Source organism: Acinetobacter sp. YH01009 (assembly GCF_013420765.1).
Taxonomy (GTDB): Bacteria; Pseudomonadota; Gammaproteobacteria; order Pseudomonadales; family Moraxellaceae; genus Acinetobacter; species Acinetobacter amyesii.
Window position 1 is genome coordinate 1 of record NZ_VOYE01000012.1, and the last position, 19,341, is coordinate 19,341.

The 19,341-nt window shown below is 39.7% G+C and carries 15 protein-coding genes and 1 other RNA gene; 5 read left to right on the forward strand and 11 right to left on the reverse strand.

Annotation, left to right across the window (positions count from 1 at the left end):
* Nucleotides 1–152: 152 nt before the first annotated feature.
* Complete coding sequence (locus FTT76_RS11700; protein WP_257235096.1) at nt 153–695, forward strand: hypothetical protein; 543 nt, start codon at nt 153–155, stop codon at nt 693–695.
* 347 nt (nt 696–1,042) lie between these two features.
* The gene (locus FTT76_RS11705; protein ID WP_180105727.1) at nt 1,043–1,621 is read left to right on the forward strand and encodes a DJ-1/PfpI family protein; all 579 of its coding nucleotides are present in this window, start codon (nt 1,043–1,045) and stop codon (nt 1,619–1,621) included.
* 109 nt (nt 1,622–1,730) lie between these two features.
* Here FTT76_RS11705 and FTT76_RS11710 read toward each other — a convergent pair whose 3' ends face one another.
* From FTT76_RS11710 to sbmA, 4 genes are all read right to left on the reverse strand, one after another.
* Nucleotides 1,731–2,177, reverse strand: a complete 447-nt coding sequence (locus FTT76_RS11710) for a hypothetical protein (protein WP_257235100.1) — start codon at nt 2,175–2,177, stop codon at nt 1,731–1,733.
* 143 nt (nt 2,178–2,320) lie between these two features.
* Nucleotides 2,321–3,202, reverse strand: coding sequence for a hypothetical protein (locus tag FTT76_RS11715; protein ID WP_257235097.1), 882 nt, complete (start codon nt 3,200–3,202; stop codon nt 2,321–2,323).
* Between the two features lie 94 nt (nt 3,203–3,296).
* Complete coding sequence (locus tag FTT76_RS11720) at nt 3,297–4,268, reverse strand: hypothetical protein (RefSeq protein ID WP_180190537.1); 972 nt, start codon at nt 4,266–4,268, stop codon at nt 3,297–3,299.
* Nucleotides 4,269–4,732: 464 nt separating this feature from the next.
* Nucleotides 4,733–5,929: a peptide antibiotic transporter SbmA gene (gene sbmA / locus FTT76_RS11725; RefSeq protein ID WP_180190538.1), complete on the reverse strand. Its 1,197-nt coding sequence runs from the start codon at nt 5,927–5,929 to the stop codon at nt 4,733–4,735.
* A gap of 459 nt (nt 5,930–6,388) precedes the next feature.
* On the opposite strand from sbmA, the gene FTT76_RS11730 reads away from it, so the two are divergent.
* The gene (locus FTT76_RS11730) at nt 6,389–6,583 is read left to right on the forward strand and encodes a hypothetical protein (protein ID WP_078189992.1); all 195 of its coding nucleotides are present in this window, start codon (nt 6,389–6,391) and stop codon (nt 6,581–6,583) included.
* A 151-nt stretch (nt 6,584–6,734) separates the two neighbouring features.
* Here the strand turns inward: FTT76_RS11730 and FTT76_RS11735 are convergent, their stop codons facing one another.
* The 4 genes from FTT76_RS11735 to ssrA all read right to left on the reverse strand — a co-directional run bounded on the left by FTT76_RS11735 (nt 6,735) and on the right by ssrA (nt 13,006).
* Entirely contained in the window at nt 6,735–9,698 is a 2,964-nt protein-coding gene (locus FTT76_RS11735; protein ID WP_180190539.1) for a type I restriction endonuclease subunit R, read from the reverse strand.
* A 214-nt stretch (nt 9,699–9,912) separates the two neighbouring features.
* A complete protein-coding gene (locus FTT76_RS11740; RefSeq protein ID WP_180190540.1) occupies nt 9,913–11,007 on the reverse strand; it encodes a restriction endonuclease subunit S in 1,095 nt (364 codons plus the stop codon).
* Nucleotides 11,007–12,575 carry a type I restriction-modification system subunit M gene (locus tag FTT76_RS11745; RefSeq protein WP_180190541.1) on the reverse strand — a complete coding sequence of 523 codons (1,569 nt, stop codon included), beginning with the start codon at nt 12,573–12,575 and terminating at the stop codon, nt 11,007–11,009. The genes FTT76_RS11740 and FTT76_RS11745 overlap by 1 nt, the downstream gene beginning before the upstream one ends.
* A 71-nt stretch (nt 12,576–12,646) precedes the next feature.
* Nucleotides 12,647–13,006, reverse strand: a transfer-messenger RNA (tmRNA) gene (gene ssrA, locus FTT76_RS11750).
* A gap of 128 nt (nt 13,007–13,134) precedes the next feature.
* Here ssrA and glpK point away from each other — a divergent pair.
* Nucleotides 13,135–14,619 carry a glycerol kinase GlpK gene (glpK, locus tag FTT76_RS11755; RefSeq protein WP_180022282.1) on the forward strand — a complete coding sequence of 495 codons (1,485 nt, stop codon included), beginning with the start codon at nt 13,135–13,137 and terminating at the stop codon, nt 14,617–14,619.
* A 69-nt stretch (nt 14,620–14,688) separates the two neighbouring features.
* Here the strand turns inward: glpK and FTT76_RS11760 are convergent, their stop codons facing one another.
* The 3 genes from FTT76_RS11760 to FTT76_RS11770 form a co-directional block, all read right to left on the reverse strand.
* On the reverse strand, nt 14,689–16,215 hold the full coding sequence (locus tag FTT76_RS11760; protein WP_180190542.1) for a DHA2 family efflux MFS transporter permease subunit: 1,527 nt from the start codon (nt 16,213–16,215) through the stop codon (nt 14,689–14,691).
* Nucleotides 16,216–16,221: 6 nt separating this feature from the next.
* Nucleotides 16,222–17,373, reverse strand: a complete 1,152-nt coding sequence (locus tag FTT76_RS11765; protein ID WP_180121207.1) for an efflux RND transporter periplasmic adaptor subunit — start codon at nt 17,371–17,373, stop codon at nt 16,222–16,224.
* A 262-nt stretch (nt 17,374–17,635) separates the two neighbouring features.
* The gene (locus FTT76_RS11770; protein WP_180026566.1) at nt 17,636–18,133 is read right to left on the reverse strand and encodes a thioesterase family protein; all 498 of its coding nucleotides are present in this window, start codon (nt 18,131–18,133) and stop codon (nt 17,636–17,638) included.
* 107 nt (nt 18,134–18,240) lie between these two features.
* Here FTT76_RS11770 and hemB point away from each other — a divergent pair, with 107 nt between their 5' ends.
* Entirely contained in the window at nt 18,241–19,254 is a 1,014-nt protein-coding gene (gene hemB, locus FTT76_RS11775) for a porphobilinogen synthase (RefSeq protein ID WP_111885258.1), read from the forward strand.
* Nucleotides 19,255–19,341: the final 87 nt, after the last annotated feature.

Below are 19,341 nucleotides of genomic sequence, written 5' to 3' on the forward strand. Positions count from 1 at the left end.
CAATGGCTTTTATGGCTTCAGCTTTAAATTCTGCGGTGTAAGTCTTCTGTTTCTTGCTCATGGTAAACTCCTAATGAGTATGTATAGTTTACCAAGTTAAACCCTCCTGTTTTTTAAGCACACATCATATCCAACTTTCAAAGTCATTTTTTATGCGCGATTTCCTCTATAGCGAAATCGCAAATTGGTACGGTGTACCTAACTTCCCCAACCACCCTGACATTGCGATTCGTATGGGCTCAAAACTCTGCGAAGAACTACTTGAACCACTGCAAGAAAAGTTTGGACGTATTGCCATTCGTTCCGCGTACCGTTCACCAAGCGTGAACCAAATCGGCAATGAAAAAGGACACAACTGCGCGAGCAATGAGAAAAACTTTGCAAGCCATATTTGGGACTATCCTGACGCAAAAGGCTACGGTGCAACGGCGTGTATTATCATTCCCTCACTCATCGATTTAATTGAAAAAGACCCAAATAATTGGAAACAGATTGCATATTGGATTCACAATCACTTGCCATACAGTCATCTAGAATTTTTTAAAAAAGAAAATACGTTTTGTGCATTCAATATCGGTTGGCATGAGAAACCACTTAAAGAGATCAATAGCTATGTCACAGGATCTAAAGGCAAGCTGAAAGTAACGCATGAACCAAATCTAGACTATGAAAAATTTTATCCTGATTTGCTGTGATTTATCCCTCTCCCAATGGGAGAGGGAGCTTTCAAAGTGAATAAATACTTAAACGATTTTTTGGATATCCGCCCCTCTCCTTTTAGGAGATAAGCAGCAGTGCTGCGCAAGGGAGAGGTAAATATTTAACTTTTTAAAACTTTGTGAAAAACACTAAAGTCATTAATAATTGATAGCATCTAGCCTACTAAACTCATCATAATTTGAACTATAACCATCTATAACTTTTATAAATCCAGATAAAAATATACAACTAAAGAATTTACAGCCTGCTTAAAACTGTCATTCCAATATGCTAAGGTAAATGAAAAATTGATATAAATCATATTTCAACAGAGGGTTACATCATGTCAAAACAAATTCTTATGCTCGTGGGCGACTATGCTGAAGACTACGAAACAATGGTACCTTTTCAATTTTTAGTTGGTCTTGGTTATACCGTTCATGCCGTTTGTCCTGACAAAAAAGCTGGCGACAGCATTGCCACAGCCATTCATGATTTTGAAGGTGAACAAACTTATAGCGAAAAACGCGGTCATAACTTTGCGATTAACTATGACTTTGATGCAGTTAACTCAGAAAACTATGTCGGCTTAGTGATCCCGGGCGGTCGTGCGCCTGAATATTTACGTATGAATGCACGTGTGATTGAAATCGTACGCGAATTTGACGCGGCGAAAAAACCTATTGCAGCGGTTTGTCATGGGGCGCAAATTCTAGCGGCAGCCGATGTGCTAAAAGGTCGTACCTGTTCGGCTTACCCAGCATGTGCAGCCGAAGTTAAACTGGCTGGTGGTCAATATGCAGATATTGCAGTCACGGATGCAGTGACCGATGGTCATTTAGTTACTGCACCTGCATGGCCTGCTCATCCTGCATGGATGGCCCAGTTTGTTAAAGCATTAGGCGCAACGATTACCATTTAATGCTCTAGCCACCAAACTAAAGCAAATTGGATCATCATCCATTTAAGTTGAATCCATAAAAATGCTCCTTGTATAAAAGGAGCATTTTCAAATCCACTGAACAATAAAATTAACGAACCACGCCCAACTTGTTCCAAAGCTCTGGCGTTAAAAATGTGGTAACCAATTTATTTAAATCTACATAACGCAGTATGCCCTGTAACTGTTGTTTAATTTCAGGTTTTTTTAAAATTTCATCGCCTGTAATACTACCAAGTTCTTGAAAACTTTCGCCTACAGCCTGTAGACCGTCGGATTTAATTACAGCCTGCGTTTGTGTAGAACATTGCTCAACCAAGATTCGTTGCATGACCTGCGCCAAATTTTTATCGAGTTGCGTTTTTTGCGCATCACTGACATTACTGTACTGTTTTAAATCTGGATGTGCTGCCAAAGCAGAAAAGGTCCATTGCAGCACCGCTGTTTTATCCGCAGCAGTGGTCGATTTCACTAAACATTGACTAAGCTGATCGACCGTCGGACTTGCTAAACTCACTTGCGTCGTTCCAAGCATCATGAGCGTCAATAAAGCCAAACCTGCTAGTCGTGAAAAACGTAGATGTAATTTTTTAGATAAACCGTAAGCCATAGACCAAACTCCCAAAACTTGAGTCACCTTTGTATCATGAAGTGCTGTATTTGCTGTTTGGTCTATGTAACTCAACTATTCGTTTTTGGTATTGGGTGCATGGATGAGTGGATGAATGGATGAATGGATGAATGGATGAATGGATGAATTGTCGGTCTTCTATTCCAATACCAGTAAAAATATCCATGGGGATCGAGCAAACTATGGGTGGTCAACGTCGATTTATTGCTGTCACCGCGCCAACAGGCAAGTGCTGCATTACGGTTATGATGTAGGTCAATAAACTCAGGATTCGAATATTTTGGTTTCGCAGGAATGTATAAAGCATCTCCCGGATTGACCCATAAATCTGCCAAGTAAATCTTACCTAGATTTGGAAAATAACGTCCCACTGAGATGACCAGAGGCAATTGATCCTGATCGGTCGCGCTAAAAATATGCGGAAAGTCATGATGTTCTAAATCAGTAATGACAAATGGTGTTAAAGTTTTGCCGCCATTTATATTTGATGTTGCATTTTGATAAGGCAAATAATGCCCTGCCATCATGCCATATTCATATTGAATCTCTGACAGTATTTTTTGATTTGAATGAATCTGAATCGCTTCGCCTGCACGCACTAAGGTAATACCAAAAGCTGCCGCGGTTTCTTTGGTTGCCACCAATGGCATAAACTCGAAATGCTGTCCGTCAAAATCAAGTTCAGTTTGCTCCCCCCAATTGGTAATTTTAGTCGAAATTTCGGAAGGAACCGCGTAGGCATTTCCCATCGTCATTTGCGCATTGGTTGGTGACTCGGTAATTAAATGAATCCCTGCCCCAAGTGATGCTAAATATGTTGGATGCCCACGATCATTTAAAAAGAAGGGGGTCTGCTCGATATTGACTGTTATTTCTGCCAATTCCCGATCAAATAATGGTGCATTAAAATAAGTTTCAATTACTGAACTCATGGTTTTTCCTTATTATTTTTAAAACTTTGTTTGAGTACATGATTGGATCAGGATAAAAGCTTATTTCCCCAAATAGCTTTTACCCTGTTGAAGTTTATTTCATACGATTCAACATATTTTTTGCCCCTGCGTGGTTATAGTTGGTCGCTAAGTTTTGTAGGATGCCTTTTGCTCTTGCATTGGCGTTTGGATAACTTTTGCTATATGCAGGCACTGATGTTAAGCATTTCGCAACGAGCATGCCTGATTCAGCATAGGCTCTATTGGCATTTGCACCATTTAATTTGCCATAGCTATAAGCGCGCTGTGCATTATTACAAGCGGTGACTTGATTTTTTCCGGCATTCAGGTCACGTCGTGCATTGACATATAAGCGCATTTGTATCTGTTGCGATGTTTCTGCAACTGGTTTCACTACAGGTTTTTTTTCAGGCTCTTTGGCTTTGGTTTCTTTTTTAGTCTCTACTTCTTTTTTTGCTTCATCTTTCGCATTGTTTTTTGTTGTCGTTGCTTTGGCTTTGCTTGGTGTGGCTTTTTTAGCTACAGTTTCTTCTTGTTTATTATAGTTTTTGCGACGTTCTTCAGGTCCAATAATAGCTGTATACAAACTCACTAAGCGGGTTTCAGAACGGTCATTTGATTTACGCTCTGAAACGGGTTCAATAGCAACCATCCAGCGCTGTCCATCTGCCTGACTACACTGAAACACACCTGTGCTCTGTTTTATACTGCTATAGGTCACTAATAATTTACGACTCCATGCATTTTTGACTTGGTTCAAATTGCTTTTATTCAGTTGAATAAATTTGCCATTTTTGGCTTGGCAGTAACTGCTCATATTTTGCTTGGGTATGAGCGATTCTGCTTCCATATTTTTCTTTTGTGGTCCCCAATCATAGACGTATTCTTTCGCCTTGCCATTTGAGCTATTTAGCCCTTTTTGATTGATCACTTCTTGTGGTGATGCATAATGATTAAATGAATTTGGGTTTAAACTCTGCATGGTGGTACAACCATGTAATGCAAATCCAATACTCCCCACCCATAAAATTGCTTTTAAATTCACAGCAAAAATCTCAAAAAATTCACCTCTAAAAAATAGCGTAATTTAGTATCTTTCACAATTTTATAATCTTGATTTTATTTATTATTTTTATAAATTTAATCACTAAAATCGTACACGTTTGAGATGTGTGCATATGTTGTTAATTTTAATTTGATGAATTTCACATTTTATTTAAGTGTATTCGTTTATCCTTGGTGAACGGTCATCATCGTTCCCTTTTAGGTTATTTCGCAAGCATTTATGTATCGCTATGTGCTTATCAAATCTGCCATCAGAACAAGCCTCTATTATTAATAATAATATAAAGCTGAGCCTATCCATGATTCGAGCGACAATATGGAATCGAGTAAAAAAACAGCTCATCTAAAAATATTAATCTATTGATTTTATTGAAATATATTAACTTAAAATTAAAGTCATAAAAAAACCTGTAATTAATTACAGGTCATTTTTAAGATTAAAAATTAATTATTAATTTTTTCTTCAAATGCTCTTAAACGCTTATAAATAGAAATCAGTTCAATAATGGTTGTCCACGAGGAAATCAGGTATTGGAAAGAATCACGTACACGCCCAAAGACATTTAAAATTTGCATTAATATACCGAGTGTGATTGTTCCCGCTGCAATACTTGGAAACAATACAAAGAACCCATAAATATTATCAAGCTGCATATACCAAATACGAACTAGGTTGAAATAAGCATAGTGAAAATACAGTCTAAAATAATTAAATCGGACTTTACCAAATAATTCTTTTAATGTGAGAGGGTCTGCTCGATCTGCATGATCTTCACCATAAACTAATTCTTTACGATATGCTGCTTCGACTTTTTGATTATTAAACTCCAAACCCGGTAGTTTATAACCCACCAGCATTAAAATAACCGTCCCTAATACTGCCCAAAGGACTGCCGCCCAAACTAATGCATAGGTGATTTCCCCCACGACAGGTAATTTCTTTACATGTGTTGATAAAGTTAACAGCACAGGTAGAAATGCAATTAAGGTCATCACCGATTCAACCAAGCTAACCCCAAGTCCTTCTGTGGTTCTTGCAAAACGCATCGTATCTTCTTGAATACGCTGTGAGGCACCTTCGATGGTTCTCAGTTTTTCCCAATGCGCAGTATAAAAGTCATTCATTGCGGTACGCCAACGAAAAACATAATGACTAACGAAAAACAGGTTCAATACCGCCAGTGTGACATATACCATGGCCACATAGAGAAAAGTCAGCGTCTCTGAATATAACGTCGCCACTTCGCCCCCACCACCTGAAAGCATCTTCTGGATCAGATCATAGAATGGGTTATACCAAGCATTGATTACGACATTACATTCCACACTAAACCAAACATTAAACAGGATAAATGCGGTTCCCCACACAGACCATCGTTGCCAAGGATTATCTGATTTAATCTTCCAAAAGGCTGCAAAAAGCGCCGTTGCTACAAAAAACCAAGCATAGAACCATAAAAATTTGGGACTCCAAAATCGGCTAATACCAATAGGCAGTTCTGCTTGATGATAATTTGCAGCTAAACCAAACATCGTACCCCAACTATTGCCACCGCTATACCACAAGACAATATTGATCACGAACCATATAAGGAATGATCCAAAAAACCATTTTGGATTTGGAAAAAAAGATTTAAACATTGGTCCTACATTTCCCTGAATCTTTGTTTTTAGTTTGAGTTGCTGATGATAAGTTTTATTTCATTAATTTTCTTGTTCAGATTGAAGATTTAACGCTGTTTAATCTGAAATTTAACAATCAAATACAAGACGACACATCATTCGGTTAGCTTAAGGATGAAAACTGAAGTTCACCTTAAATTCATTATTAATCATGCCCTTTTGATGATCTGGTCATTGTTTGTGGAACAAAAAACACACCTTAGGACATATAATTACAGTTAAAAAGTTTGTCATATTTTAAAATTATTTTTGATATCAATAGATTAAAAAACCTTAATTTATTTAACCATTATTTAAACTTAAGTTATGGAAAATTCTAAAATATTTTCTGCGATGTAGCTCACGTCATTTACAAAACCTGTTTCTTCACCAATAATATGCTAAGTTCAATTAACAACCGATGCTTGGGGAAGTAAAATGGAAAGTGCAATTGTTGAATTACTCAAACCAATTACATTAAATAAAGAAAATTGCAGTCCTTTGGTTTTTGAAACTGGTACCGTTTTAAAAGTGATTATGCAAACGCCAGAAGGCCTTTTGGTAAGTAATGATGACAAATTTAACTTTATGATTTCATTGAAAGATAAGAATGAAGTTTGGCGCGAAATTTAATTTTCGCCTCACTTTGTGATTTGTTTTTAAATCATATTTATTCTAAGAAATTTAATCATACAATTATTGAATAAACAGGATAAGGTTCTTAAATTCCATAAAAAAAGAACCCTCCTTTTAAGCAAATATTTTTCATAACTTAGCTTAACGTTTAAATCCGTAAATCATATTTTTCTAAAATCGCATTGGTTTTCTGATGCAATCCCTCAAAATAGACTTTACTCACCAGTGCTGAAGGCTTGTTTTTTGGCAATGGACGAATTTCATGTGCGTGCGGAAAACGTTCAGTAAAATCAAATCGTTTAACCACTTTTTTAAACTCATCCATCACAAGATTTTCATCTTTACAAAAAACATCGTAGGCTTGCTGTTTTTCTGCATCCCAAAACTGCTTAAATGCATCTTGAACACTTTGACCATTCAGCATTCGTGGCATTTGTTCATCAATAAACTTCTGAATCAAATCCATTTTTTTATACATTTTTCGGTCATTACTGAGTAAAGATTGGAGTTGTTGCTGCTGTTTAGCCCTTTGAATCGAGGATGGTGGCGCAGCAGCAATCATATTTAATAATGTATAAATATAATCCTGATTTACATAATCACTAATAATAAAATCTAAAGCAAAATTCACGTCACGTAGCACTGAATCTTTTTCAACTGCTGTACCTTTATTAATTCTGTCATATAAATCTTTATATTTAGATTTATAGTCTTCAAGTTCTTGCGGCACTATAACTGCGTTATCAACATCAAAGTCTGTATACATTTTCAGTTGTGAATGTAGACGAATCACATCACGAAAAGCTTGAATAAACTGCAACTGCTGACTTTCGAGTTTTAGATCATCTACTGACTGACACTCAGGTGTTATTTTTCTTAATTCACTAACACACTTATTAAATTCTGCTAATTGTTGATCCAACGGTGGCACAATCACTTGCTCAAAATTTTGGTCGTCTGCAAAAGTAGAAAGAGCTTTATCTGTTGCCTGCTTTAAATTTCTAAAACACACGACATTGCCAAAAGCTTTTGTTGGCTTATAAATACGGTTTGTACGCGAAAAAGCCTGAATTAAACCGTGATATTTTAAGTTCTTGTCGACATAAATCGTATTAAGTGGCAATGAGTCAAAACCTGTCAGGAACATATTCACCACCAACAGCAAATCAATTGGCGGACCTTTCAACTCCCCAACTTCTTTAGGTGGTTTAGGGACTTTGAAGTACTTAACGCGATCACCTAGATTTTTATAATATTCATAAAATCCTTCGTCACAGTTATAGCTAGTCAGATGGCGCGTATTAAATTCTGCAATGATCCGTTCAAGTTGCGCTTTACGCCCCATATCAACTTGACTCGGCTGTTCAAGTTCTTCTTCAGAAATCGTACCTGTTGTGGAGTCATTGGCGTCGTTTGTCGTGTCCTGCGCTCCAAAAGAAAAAATCGTACCAATCACTAAAGGGGTATAAATTTCTTCCTTCTTGTCCGCTTCTGCAACCAACTCTGCTTGGACTTTGGCAAATATTGCATAATATTGAAGCAGGACATCTACTGAGCTGACACAAAACATTGAACAAAATTCGCGTTTTGCCGTTTTTTTGTCATGATTTTTTAAAATATAACGTACAATTTTTTCTAAGCGCTCAGGGTTGTCATACAGTTCTTTAGTATCGATACCTTGTATTTTTTCATCACCAGCATTCACCTGATGAGCGGTAAATTGCCCCACATAATCAATTTGAAAAGGTAAAACATTTTTATCTGCTATCGCATCGACAATCACATATTTATGCAGCCGTTTAGGAAATAGAAATTCTGTGGTGTATTTCACCCCACCAATGCTTTGACAGTTCACAGGAAAAATAGGCGTGCCTGTAAAACCGAACATTTGCGCCTGTTTAAAGAAGCGTTTGATATTTTGGTGAGTATCACCAAATTGACTGCGGTGGCATTCATCAAAAATAAATACGACTTTTTTATCTGCCAAATCAGCGATCAATTCTCTGAATTTAGGGAGTGTAATTGCGTTATTCAGCTTTTGAATGGTCGTCACGACCAATTTATCTGTGAGTATATTGCTTTCATTTTTTCGTGAGTTCAGCCGTTTACCGATGAGCTGTTCGACCAATGTTTTGGTGTTGGTCGTTTGGTCTACGCAGTCGGGAACAAAGGCATTGAACTCTTTAGTGGTTTGATTATCTAGGTCTTTTCGGTCCACGACAAAGATAACTTTTTCTATTTCTGGCAACTGACGCATGATTTCACTGGCTTTAAATGCCGTGAGTGTTTTACCTGAACCTGTTGTATGCCAAATATAGGCATGATCGGTTGAGGTTTTCACATGCTGAATCATGTTTTCAACTGCATAGACTTGATAAGGTCGCAGCACCATTAAGCATTCATTGGTTTGATGCTGAACGATGTATTTACTGATCATTTTCGTAATATGTGGTGCGTTTAAAAATGCTTCGGTAAATTTACTCAAGTCATTAATAGCTTTGTTGCTTTCATCTGCCCACGGAAATGTAAAATCAAACAGTGGCGTACCGTGTGAATAATATAAGCAATTTACGCTGTTGCTAATGACAAAGAGCTGGATGTATCCAAACAGACCTTGTCCAGATGTATAGGCGTCTTTACTGTAGTTATGCACTTGGTGAAACGCTTGTGCGATTTCTACACCACTGCGTTTAAGTTCAACTTGTACTAATGGAAAGCCGTTGATCAATAGCGTCACATCAAAACGGCTGGTTTCTGTACCACTCTCACCGTATTGGACCGTCACTTGGTTGGTCACTTGAAAAATGTTTTTTGCCGCATCATCACTTAAAAAGCGCAGTGTTTGGGTCGTACCGTCATCATGTTTAAGCTGGTATGAACCACGCAATAGTTTGGCTTTGCCGAAAATCGTATGTTCACTGCTCAGGTAATTCCACACCTGTTCCCATTGCTCATGTGTGAGTGGTGCAGTCAATGCGTTAAATTTTTCTATCTGTTTTTTTAGATTTAGGAGTAAGGCTGTTTCGTTTCTGTACTGAACACGTTCGTACCCTAAAGTTGTTAAGTGCGCTATAAATTGGTTTTCGAGTTCGAGTTCTTTTTGGGTCGACATTTATAATACTGCTCAGTTTTTAACTATTGGTATGCATATCTATTGATTCTAATAGATTTATTATATTTTTCAATCTTTTAAATTCATCAAATAAACATCTAAACTGATGATACAGATCACTGTTTTTTCTTTTAGGAATCCTTCAGTACTTTCTTAAATAAAAAAATTCCCACATTTGAATAAATGCAGGAATTTTATGAAACCTTATAAACAATCAGACAAACATTTGCTGTAACAAGCCTTTTTTCCACTGTTTGGCTTGTTCAATTTGCTGTGCAACAGTTTCAATTTTTTGGTCAATAGCAGATAAAAAATTGGCAATTTGGGTTTGTTCTTCTAAACAAGGTACTTTGACCTCAATATTACCAATTGAGGTTGTATTTAAACTTGGCACACCAGTGGCTTCATTCAAATTTAACCAATTAACCAATAGCAGTTGCTGATAAACAAATTTAGGTATTAATCTCTCACCAATTTCCGTATAAAAAAGAGTATCAACTGTCCAAAATTTCCCAGATATAAACTGAGGTTTATCAATCGTACCTTTACGACCAATAAGAATACTGTCGCCGTCGTAAAGATAAGAATCAACGTATCGCATTATCCCACCTGTCCCAAGAACAGGAATATTTCCTTCTTTTAATGCCTTATGATCTTTTCCATATTTGATAGTAATAACATCTCTAAATTTTAAATTTTCCCACTCCCCAAACTCACTCCCATCATCCGCTTTAAAACGAATCTGCTGGCTAAACAGCTTTTGCATCATGCCTTGTTTATATTGGCTCAGTAGTTCATATTTCTGAGTTAGTAGGTTAATCTTTTCATCCACAGCTGAAAGAAAAGAAGCAATTTTGGTTTGTTCTTCTTTGGATGGATTAGCAACAGGTACTTTTTTAAGATTTTCAAGATTTAATTTGGGTTGAGCTGTTCCTGAATTAAAACGCTCATAGTTCAAACTTTCTAAATAAGTTGCTAAAAAAAAGTTATCTCCATCTTTTGATTGAAAAATATGTGCGTGATTATTTACCCAAAATTTTCCTACAACAGTAAAGGCAAGTGCTGATGATCTAGTGAGAATATTTGCTCCATCTTCTCCAATCAAAATATATTGACCATCAAAAATATAATCATCTATGTAGTCAATAACGCCTGATGCACCGTAATAACGGTATGAACCTTGCCGTTTTTGTCTATCATTCTCACTTAAAGGAATTCGTTTACCATTAGAAAAAACGACGACCTTGCCTAAAGTAGTCTTATTCCAATCCCCATCAAACTCCTTAAATCGTAACTTAGGTGAAGCCATTACTTCACCTCCGCAAAAGGTGAATCAATGCAGAGTTCTGCACAAAACTTAGAAATTTCTGCATCAGTTTTTAGACTTTCAACCTCTAAGGCTTGAAGCTGTTTCGCTATTGCATCTAAATCAATTTCAGCTTCCGCTTCAAAAGTATCGACATAACGAGGAATATTCAAATTAAAATCATTGTCAGCAACTTCTTGCAGACTCGCTACGTATGCATATTTTTCAATATTTTGACGGTTTTCAAATGCACCAATAATATTGTCTAAATGCTCTGGCAAAAGCTTGTTTTGATTCTTTTGCTTATCAAACTCGTTACTCGCATCAATAAATAAAATATTGTCGCTATGCTCACGGTTTTTCTTCAACACCAACACACAGGTTGGAATAGTCGTGCCATAGAAAATATTGGCAGGCAAGCCAATAATCGTATCAATCACATTTAACTTTTCGATTAAATGCTTACGAATATGCCCTTCACTCGAACCACGGAACAAAACCCCATGCGGCAGTACAATCGCCAAAGTCCCATTTTCATCTAACTGATAAAGCATGTGCTGTAAAAACGCCATATCTGCCTTAGAACTTGGAGCTAATTTGCCAAAATCACGGAAACGCGGATCGCTTAAGTATGACTCACTCGCAGACCATTTAGCAGAAAATGGTGGATTCGCTACAATCGCATCAAATTTCAGTTCCATATGCTGTGGACGTTTTAAAGTATCTTCCTGCTTAATTTCAAACTTTGAATAATGCACATCATGCAAAATCATGTTCATGCGCGCCAAGTTATAGGTCGTACGATTCATTTCTTGACCGTAAATCGCATCCACATCGCCGACTTCACGCTTTACACGTAGCAATAAAGATCCTGAACCACAAGTCGGGTCATATACACTGCGTAGACGTTCTTTACCTAAGGTGACAAGTTTTGCAAGCAAAGTCGAAACCATTTGCGGTGTATAAAACTCACCTGCTTTTTTACCAGCACCTGAAGCAAATTCACCAATGAGAAACTCATAAGCATCGCCTAAAATATCAGACTCAGTATTAGACAGATCAAAATTAATATCGTCTAAATGTATGATCACACGGCTAATCAGCTCATTGCGGTCATCTGGCGTATTTCCCAACTTGGTCGAACTTAAATCCATGTCTTCAAACAAATGCGAAAAATCATCGGCCGCATCTGTACGCAATGTACTTTGCTCAATCGCTTTAAGGGTTTTAATTACATCATCCAAAATGTATTTTTTTGCTCGAGCCAATGTTGCCATACTGTGGAACAATTCTTGTGGCGCTAAGAAATAGCCCATACTGGCAAGACATTCTTCACGAACAGCACTCAAATATGCTTGATTAATTTCAGTATCTTCAACCAATTCTGCAAACTTAATTTGATCAGGTGATAAAATTTCGTTGGCATTATTTTGAATTTTTTCAGACAAATATTTGTAGAAGATCAAGCCCAAAATGTAATCACGGAATTCATCTGCCCCCATTTTACCACGCAAAGTATTGGCAATATTCCAGAGTTGTTTTTGCAGTTCTTGAAGCTGGACTTGAGTCATTGTTGTACCAAAAAATGTTTTTAATTAATCATAAAAAAAGTCGAACCCGAAGGTTCGACTTTTTTGAATTTTGGTGGAGATGGCGGGAGTTGAACCCGCGTCCGCCAGCACTACGCTCGAGAATACTACATGCTTAGATATCGTCTATTGATTTAGCTCTTTGTGACCCGACGAACAGGGTACAAATCGCGATCCTTTAAGATTTAGTATAAGACCCCAAGGCTTGATCTTATACGGACTTGTGTGCGTTCGCTTCAGTCGGGACCCCTAACCACAAGTATTCAGGGATGCGGACAAGCTGCCCTTAGGCAGCTAGAGCGTAAGTTTCGTCGTTTGCGACTAAAATATGCAAATTTGATTTACGAGAGAAAATGCGCTCTCGACATGCATCTATGAGTTTCATCACCAGCGTCGAAGCCAGAAACATCCCCAAAGTAGCGTCATCATAGCATAACTGCAAAAAATTGCGATGCAATTTCGAAACAATTACACATTGATCTGCGCTTAATTACATAATTGCGTTAATATTTTATTTTTCAAGACCACAAAAGAAAAATATATGAGCTATTTATTGGCACTCGATCAAGGAACGACTTCAAGTCGTGCGATCATTTTTAACGAACATGGACAAGTTCAAGCTACAGCTCAACGGGAAACCCACATTCAAACCCCACATTCGGGTTGGGTGGAGCAAGATGCTCAGGAAATTTGGAGTACCCAAATTGCCGTCGTACAGCAAGCGCTCGCTTCTGCCCGTATCCTCGCCAAAGACATTAAAGCCATTGGCCTGACCAATCAGCGTGAAACCACTGTGGTTTGGGATAAACGCACAGGTCAACCGCTCGCTCCTGCAATTGTCTGGCAAGACCGCCGTGCAACCGAGTGGTGTGGGCAACTAACTCAACAAAACCTCAATGACCTCATTCACAAAAAGACCGGTTTACGTATCGACCCCTATTTTAGTGCTGGGAAATTGGTCTGGTTATTAGAACACACCCAAGGTCTACGTGAACTCGCAGAGCAAGGTCATGTGGCTTTCGGCACGATTGACAGTTGGTTGGTGTGGAACCTGACACAAGGTGCAGAGCATGTGATTGAAGCAAGCAATGCCTCACGAACCATGCTAATGAACTTGCAGCAACAAGCTTGGGATGAAGAACTCTTAGAATTATTTGATATTCCCCTTTCGGTCCTTCCTAAAATCATCAGTTCAGATGAATATATTGCAGATACCGCTACAGGTTTACTTGGCGCAAACATTCCCATTACCGGCATTTTAGGTGATCAACAATCTGCGCTATTTGGTCAATCTTGTTTTGAAGCCGGTACAGCCAAAAATACCTACGGTACAGGCTGTTTCATGTTGTTTAATACCGGCACTGAAGTTCAATATAGTCAAAATAAACTACTCTCGACATTGGCGTGGAAAGCACAAAACCAAACCCATTATGCACTCGAAGGCAGTGTCTTTATGGCGGGTGCCATTGTGCAATGGCTAAGAGACGGTTTAGGGATTATTCAAAAAAGCAGTGATGTTGAAAAACTCGCGTGCCAAGTGGAGCATACCGATGGCGTGGTTTTGGTTCCTGCCTTTACTGGGCTAGGCGCTCCGCATTGGGATAGTGATGCCCGTGCCCTCCTCTGTGGAATGTCACGTGGTACAAATAAATCCCACATAGCTCGTGCCGCCTTAGAGGCCATTGCCTTTCAAGTGTCGGATGTATTGACCGCCATGCAGTCAGACCTGTCTAGTCCACTTAAAGAACTCCGGGTCGATGGCGGTGCCAGTAGCAATGATATGCTGATGCAATTTCAGGCCGATATTTTAAATGTGCCTGTACTGCGTCCTAAACTTTTAGAATCAACTGCATGGGGCGCTGCCGCAATGGCCGGACTCAAAGCGGGGGTGTTTTCAAATCTAGATGAAATTGCTGCATCATGGCAATTAGAACGTGCTTTTGAACCAAAAATGAATGCTGATCAACGTGAATTTCATTTGGCTCAGTGGCAGTCTGCACTCAAACGGGCGCGCTCGGATCTTTGATTTTTTTCAATCAACGCCGTATGCAATAAAAAACCGCTCGAATGAGCGGTTTTTTATACTTGATGTTATTTAGTGTGCATGACCGCCACCCACACCTGCTTTAGGTCGTGGACAGAGCCAAATGATGAGTGCAGCGAATATAAAGACACCCGCCAGTACTAAAAACACATGATTGGCTGAAAGCGTTAAGGCTTCTTTATCCACCAAACTGGAGATATATCCCAAAGCAGCTTCTGAGCTCATTCCATTATTCACCAAGGTGTTTTGTACCTCAGTAACATGTAAATTACTGACCATTTCACTGCGTGCGACTTTGGTGTGATCATCCCAAATGGTTACTGCAATCGAGGCTCCAATTGCCCCTGCCATGGTTCTTAAGAAGTTCATCAAACCTGCTGCAGATGCCATGTCTTGTGGCAGTACAGATGCTAAGGCCATATTGGACAAGGGAATGAAGAAAAATGGCACGGCAAAACCTTGTAATATTTGCGGTAAAGCCAAAGCCATAAAGTCCGCATCCGTGGTCCAAAAGGCGCGCATAAGGGTTACTCCGCCCAAGATACTTAAACCAAAACTCGCCAAAGCACGTTGGTCGTATTTGGTTGCAAGCTTCGCAACAATTGGCGACATGGTCAGACTACCGACGCCCATCGTTGCGGTGAGATAGCCTGCCCACGTTGCGGTATAGCCCAAGTTTATCTGTAACCACTGCGGAATCAGGACAATACTGCCGAAGAAGGCACCAAAACCAAAGGCCAAAGCCAAGACCGAAATGGTAAAACTTCGGTACTTAAACAGCAGTATATTCACCACTGGATGCCGTTCAGTCAACTCCCAAATCGTGAAAACGATCACCCCGACAAATGCCGTCAGTGCCAACACCACGATAAATGGATGATTAAACCAATCTCGCTCATGGCCTAAGTCCAACATCAATTGCAAGGCACCGATCCACAACACCAACAGCAGTAAGCCACCGCGGTCTATTTTCAATTTCTGCGTTGGAGTTTCAGCCGTTTTCAGTAAGCGCATCGCTGCGATAGCACAACCGATCCCGACAGGAATATTGATAAAGAAAATCCAATGCCAAGATAAATTATCACTGATCGTACCACCCAAAATTGGACCTAAAATGGGACCAACGACGGTAGTCATTGCCCACATCCCCATGGCTTGGGATTGCTTTTCAGGAGGGAAAATACGCATTAACAACGTTTGGCTCAGTGGCATAATCGGGCCACCAAACAAACCTTGCCCAATTCGGCAAAACACCAACATTTCCAAACTGGTCGATAAACCACACAGTATCGAAAATACAGTAAAGCCAAACAGGCTGATCACAAAAACCCGTACAGAACCAAAGCGCCCAGCGAGCCAACCAGTTAATGGCACACAAATCGCTTCTGCCACGGCATAGGAAGTAATGACCCATGTCCCTTGGGATGCCGATACTGCAAGGCTACCAGTAATATGCGGCACAGATACATTGGCAATGGTCATGTCGAGCACAACCATAAAGTTCGCCAATGCCAAGACCAAGGCAGCGAGAATCAGACGACCACCTTTCAGGTCAGTCATTTGTATTTGCTGATTCATAGGCAATTACTTCGATTTCAGATCAATCGTCGCTTCCATAGACAGCCCCACACGGAGTGGATGTTCTGCCAACTCTTTTGGATCCAAACGAATCCTCACAGGTAAACGCTGAACCACTTTAATCCAGTTTCCTGTGGCATTTTGTGCCGGAATCAAGGCAAATGCTGAGCCTGTGCCACCAGAAAAACCAGTCACTGTGCCATTAAATTTAACTTTATCGCCATACAGATCAGACGTCAGTTCAACTTTTTGACCCGCTTGTACCCCTGCCAATTGACTTTCTTTAAAGTTAGCATCGACATATAACTGAGAGACTGGAACTACCATCATTAATGACGTTCCCGGTGCAATGCGTTGCCCAACTTGAATATTGCGACGTGTCACCACACCATCAAAGGGTGCTTTGATTTGTGTACGTTCTAAGTCCAACTGGGCTTGTTGTAAACGTGCTTGCGCAACTAAAACATCTGGGGTTGAGTTTTCATTGCTGTCTTGAATTAATGCATCATTCGCAGCTTTATTACTTTGTGCCGCTTTTTGACTAGATTTGGCTTGAGCGAGTCCTGCTTGTGCCACATCAAAACTGGCTTTAGCGGTATTCACAGCACTCTGCGCTGTGCTTAATTCTTCTTTAGAAATCGCACCTGAAGCAGCCAATTGTTGACGACGTTGTAATTCATCTTGTGCTTTATTCAGATCGGCTTGTGCTTTGGCCACTTGTGCGCTTGCACTATGAATTGCATCATCACTGACAAAGATTTGCGAGTTTAAAGAACTACTATTCGCCGCAGTTTGTTTGTATTGGCGTTTTGCTTTAAGTAATTCAGCCTGTGCCTGAGCTAAGGCAATTTCAGCATCACGAGCATCAATGCGAACAAGCACATCGCCTTTTTTCACTTGCTGCGTATCACTCACCAAAACCTCTGCCACTTGCCCCGTGACCATCGAGGTAATCGACGCTGTTTCTGCACCGACATAGGCATTATCGGTACTGACGGAATGATTTAGAAATATTGACCAAATCAAATACATCACCAAAGCAATCACGATCAATACAGCCACTATACCAAGGCCTTTTTTTCTGCGTGCTTTTAATTCCTGATCGGTGGGCTGCTTTGTAGATGGGGTTTCTGGCAGGTTACTAACGGTATCTGTCATAGATTTGTCCTAAATCTAGCAGACTTGGTCATGGCATCATGAGCTTTGCAAAGCATGTCAACTTTGCTGTCAGATAATGGTGTCGTGAGAAAGTCTATCTTCTTCAATTTTCCGGCATTTTAAAGCTAAAAAATCATATCCTGAGAATAGAAAATGTAACTCGTCAGTCTTTTTTTCGTCGGCAACAGGATAAAATCATGCCCTGCTGCCAATACTGGACTTTATTTTTTCATTATTTTGAATGTGTTAACTTAAAAATGGCTTAATAAGCATACGATGCAATCGCTGTTGCAATCGCTTTACCTTCATCATTGACCATGGTCATACGCATGGTGCAGCCCTTACGACCTAAACGTAAGGTTTCAGCTCGTGCAACGAAATACTGTCCACGTCCTGGCGCTAAATAATCCACACGCATATCGACGGTCGCTAAGCGAGATACCTTTTTACTCGTTTCTACTAGATCTTCAGCTGTGGCCTTTTTATACAATTCTGCCATTGCAGAGATACCACCGATACTGTCGAGTAAGGTTGCCGCTACACCACCATGTAAAATTTGGAATGCGACATTTCCAATTAAATTACTGGCCATGTCGACACGTGCTTCGATCTGACCATCAATCACCGTCATTTTCATGGCATTGTGTACAAAAAATGGGGAGCTGTTAAATGCTTGAGCAATGTTATTTAATAAAGTATCGATTTCAATCTTCGAGTTTAGGTCAATATTACCGGTCCAACTCTTATTTACATCTGTCATAGCCTACTCGAATCGCTGTCATTGAATAAAAAAATAATACGGGGTGCGCCAAACCCTCATTATGCGTCTACAATAGTCAAAGTTTAATACTGATCAATGAGATTGTTATGACCTATACGTTCAATCGTCCAGCTTTTCCTGCTACCCGCATGCGTCGCATTCGTAAAAATGACCAGCTTCGTGCCATGGTGCGTGAAACTCAACTGACGACTGATCATCTCATTTATCCAGTATTTGTGTTGCCAGGCCAGCAACAAACTCAAGACATTCCAAGCATGCCAAACGTACAGCGTCTATCTGCTGACTTGTTACTAAGAAAGGCAGAACGTTTACTCGAATTGGGTGTTTCAAAATTAGCTTTGTTCCCAGTTACACCACAGGAAGATAAAAGCTTAACGGCTGAAGCAGCTTGGCATGAAGATGGCTTAGTCCAAAGCACCATCCGCTTATTAAAAAAAGAACTACCAGAAATGGTTCTCATCACTGATGGTGCGCTCGACCCATACACCACACATGGTCAAGACGGTATCATTGATGATACCGGCTATGTACTGAATGATGAAACCGTTGAATGCTTAATTAAACAAGCACTCAGCCATGCCGAAGCGGGTGCAGATGTGGTTGCACCAAGTGACATGATGGATGGTCGTATCGGTGCAATTCGCCAAGCCCTTGAAGCCAATGGCCATATCTATACCAACATCATGGCTTATTCTGCAAAATATGCGTCTAGCTTTTACGGGCCATTCCGTGATGCGGTAGGTTCTTCAAGCAACCTCAAAGGTGGCAATAAATATAACTATCAAATGGACATCGGTAACCGTGCAGAAGCTTTACATGAAATCGCACTGGATATCCAAGAAGGCGCCGACATGGTGATTGTAAAACCGGGTATGCCGTATTTAGATATTGTCCGTGAAGTCAAAGATAATTTCGGTGTTCCAACATTTGTCTATCAAGTGAGTGGCGAATACGCCATGTTGGCAGGTGCCATTCAAAATGGTTGGCTGTCTGAAAACGTGATTATCGAATCGCTTATGAGCTGCCGCCGTGCAGGTGCAGATGGGATCTGGACTTACTTTGCTGAAGATGCAGCACTCATGTTGAAAGACATGAAATAACCTGCAAAGCCTTTCTGAAATGGTAACGTTCAGGAAGGCTTTTTTATATCTGTAAAATTTAAAAAACAGTCTTGGAAGAAAAACTTC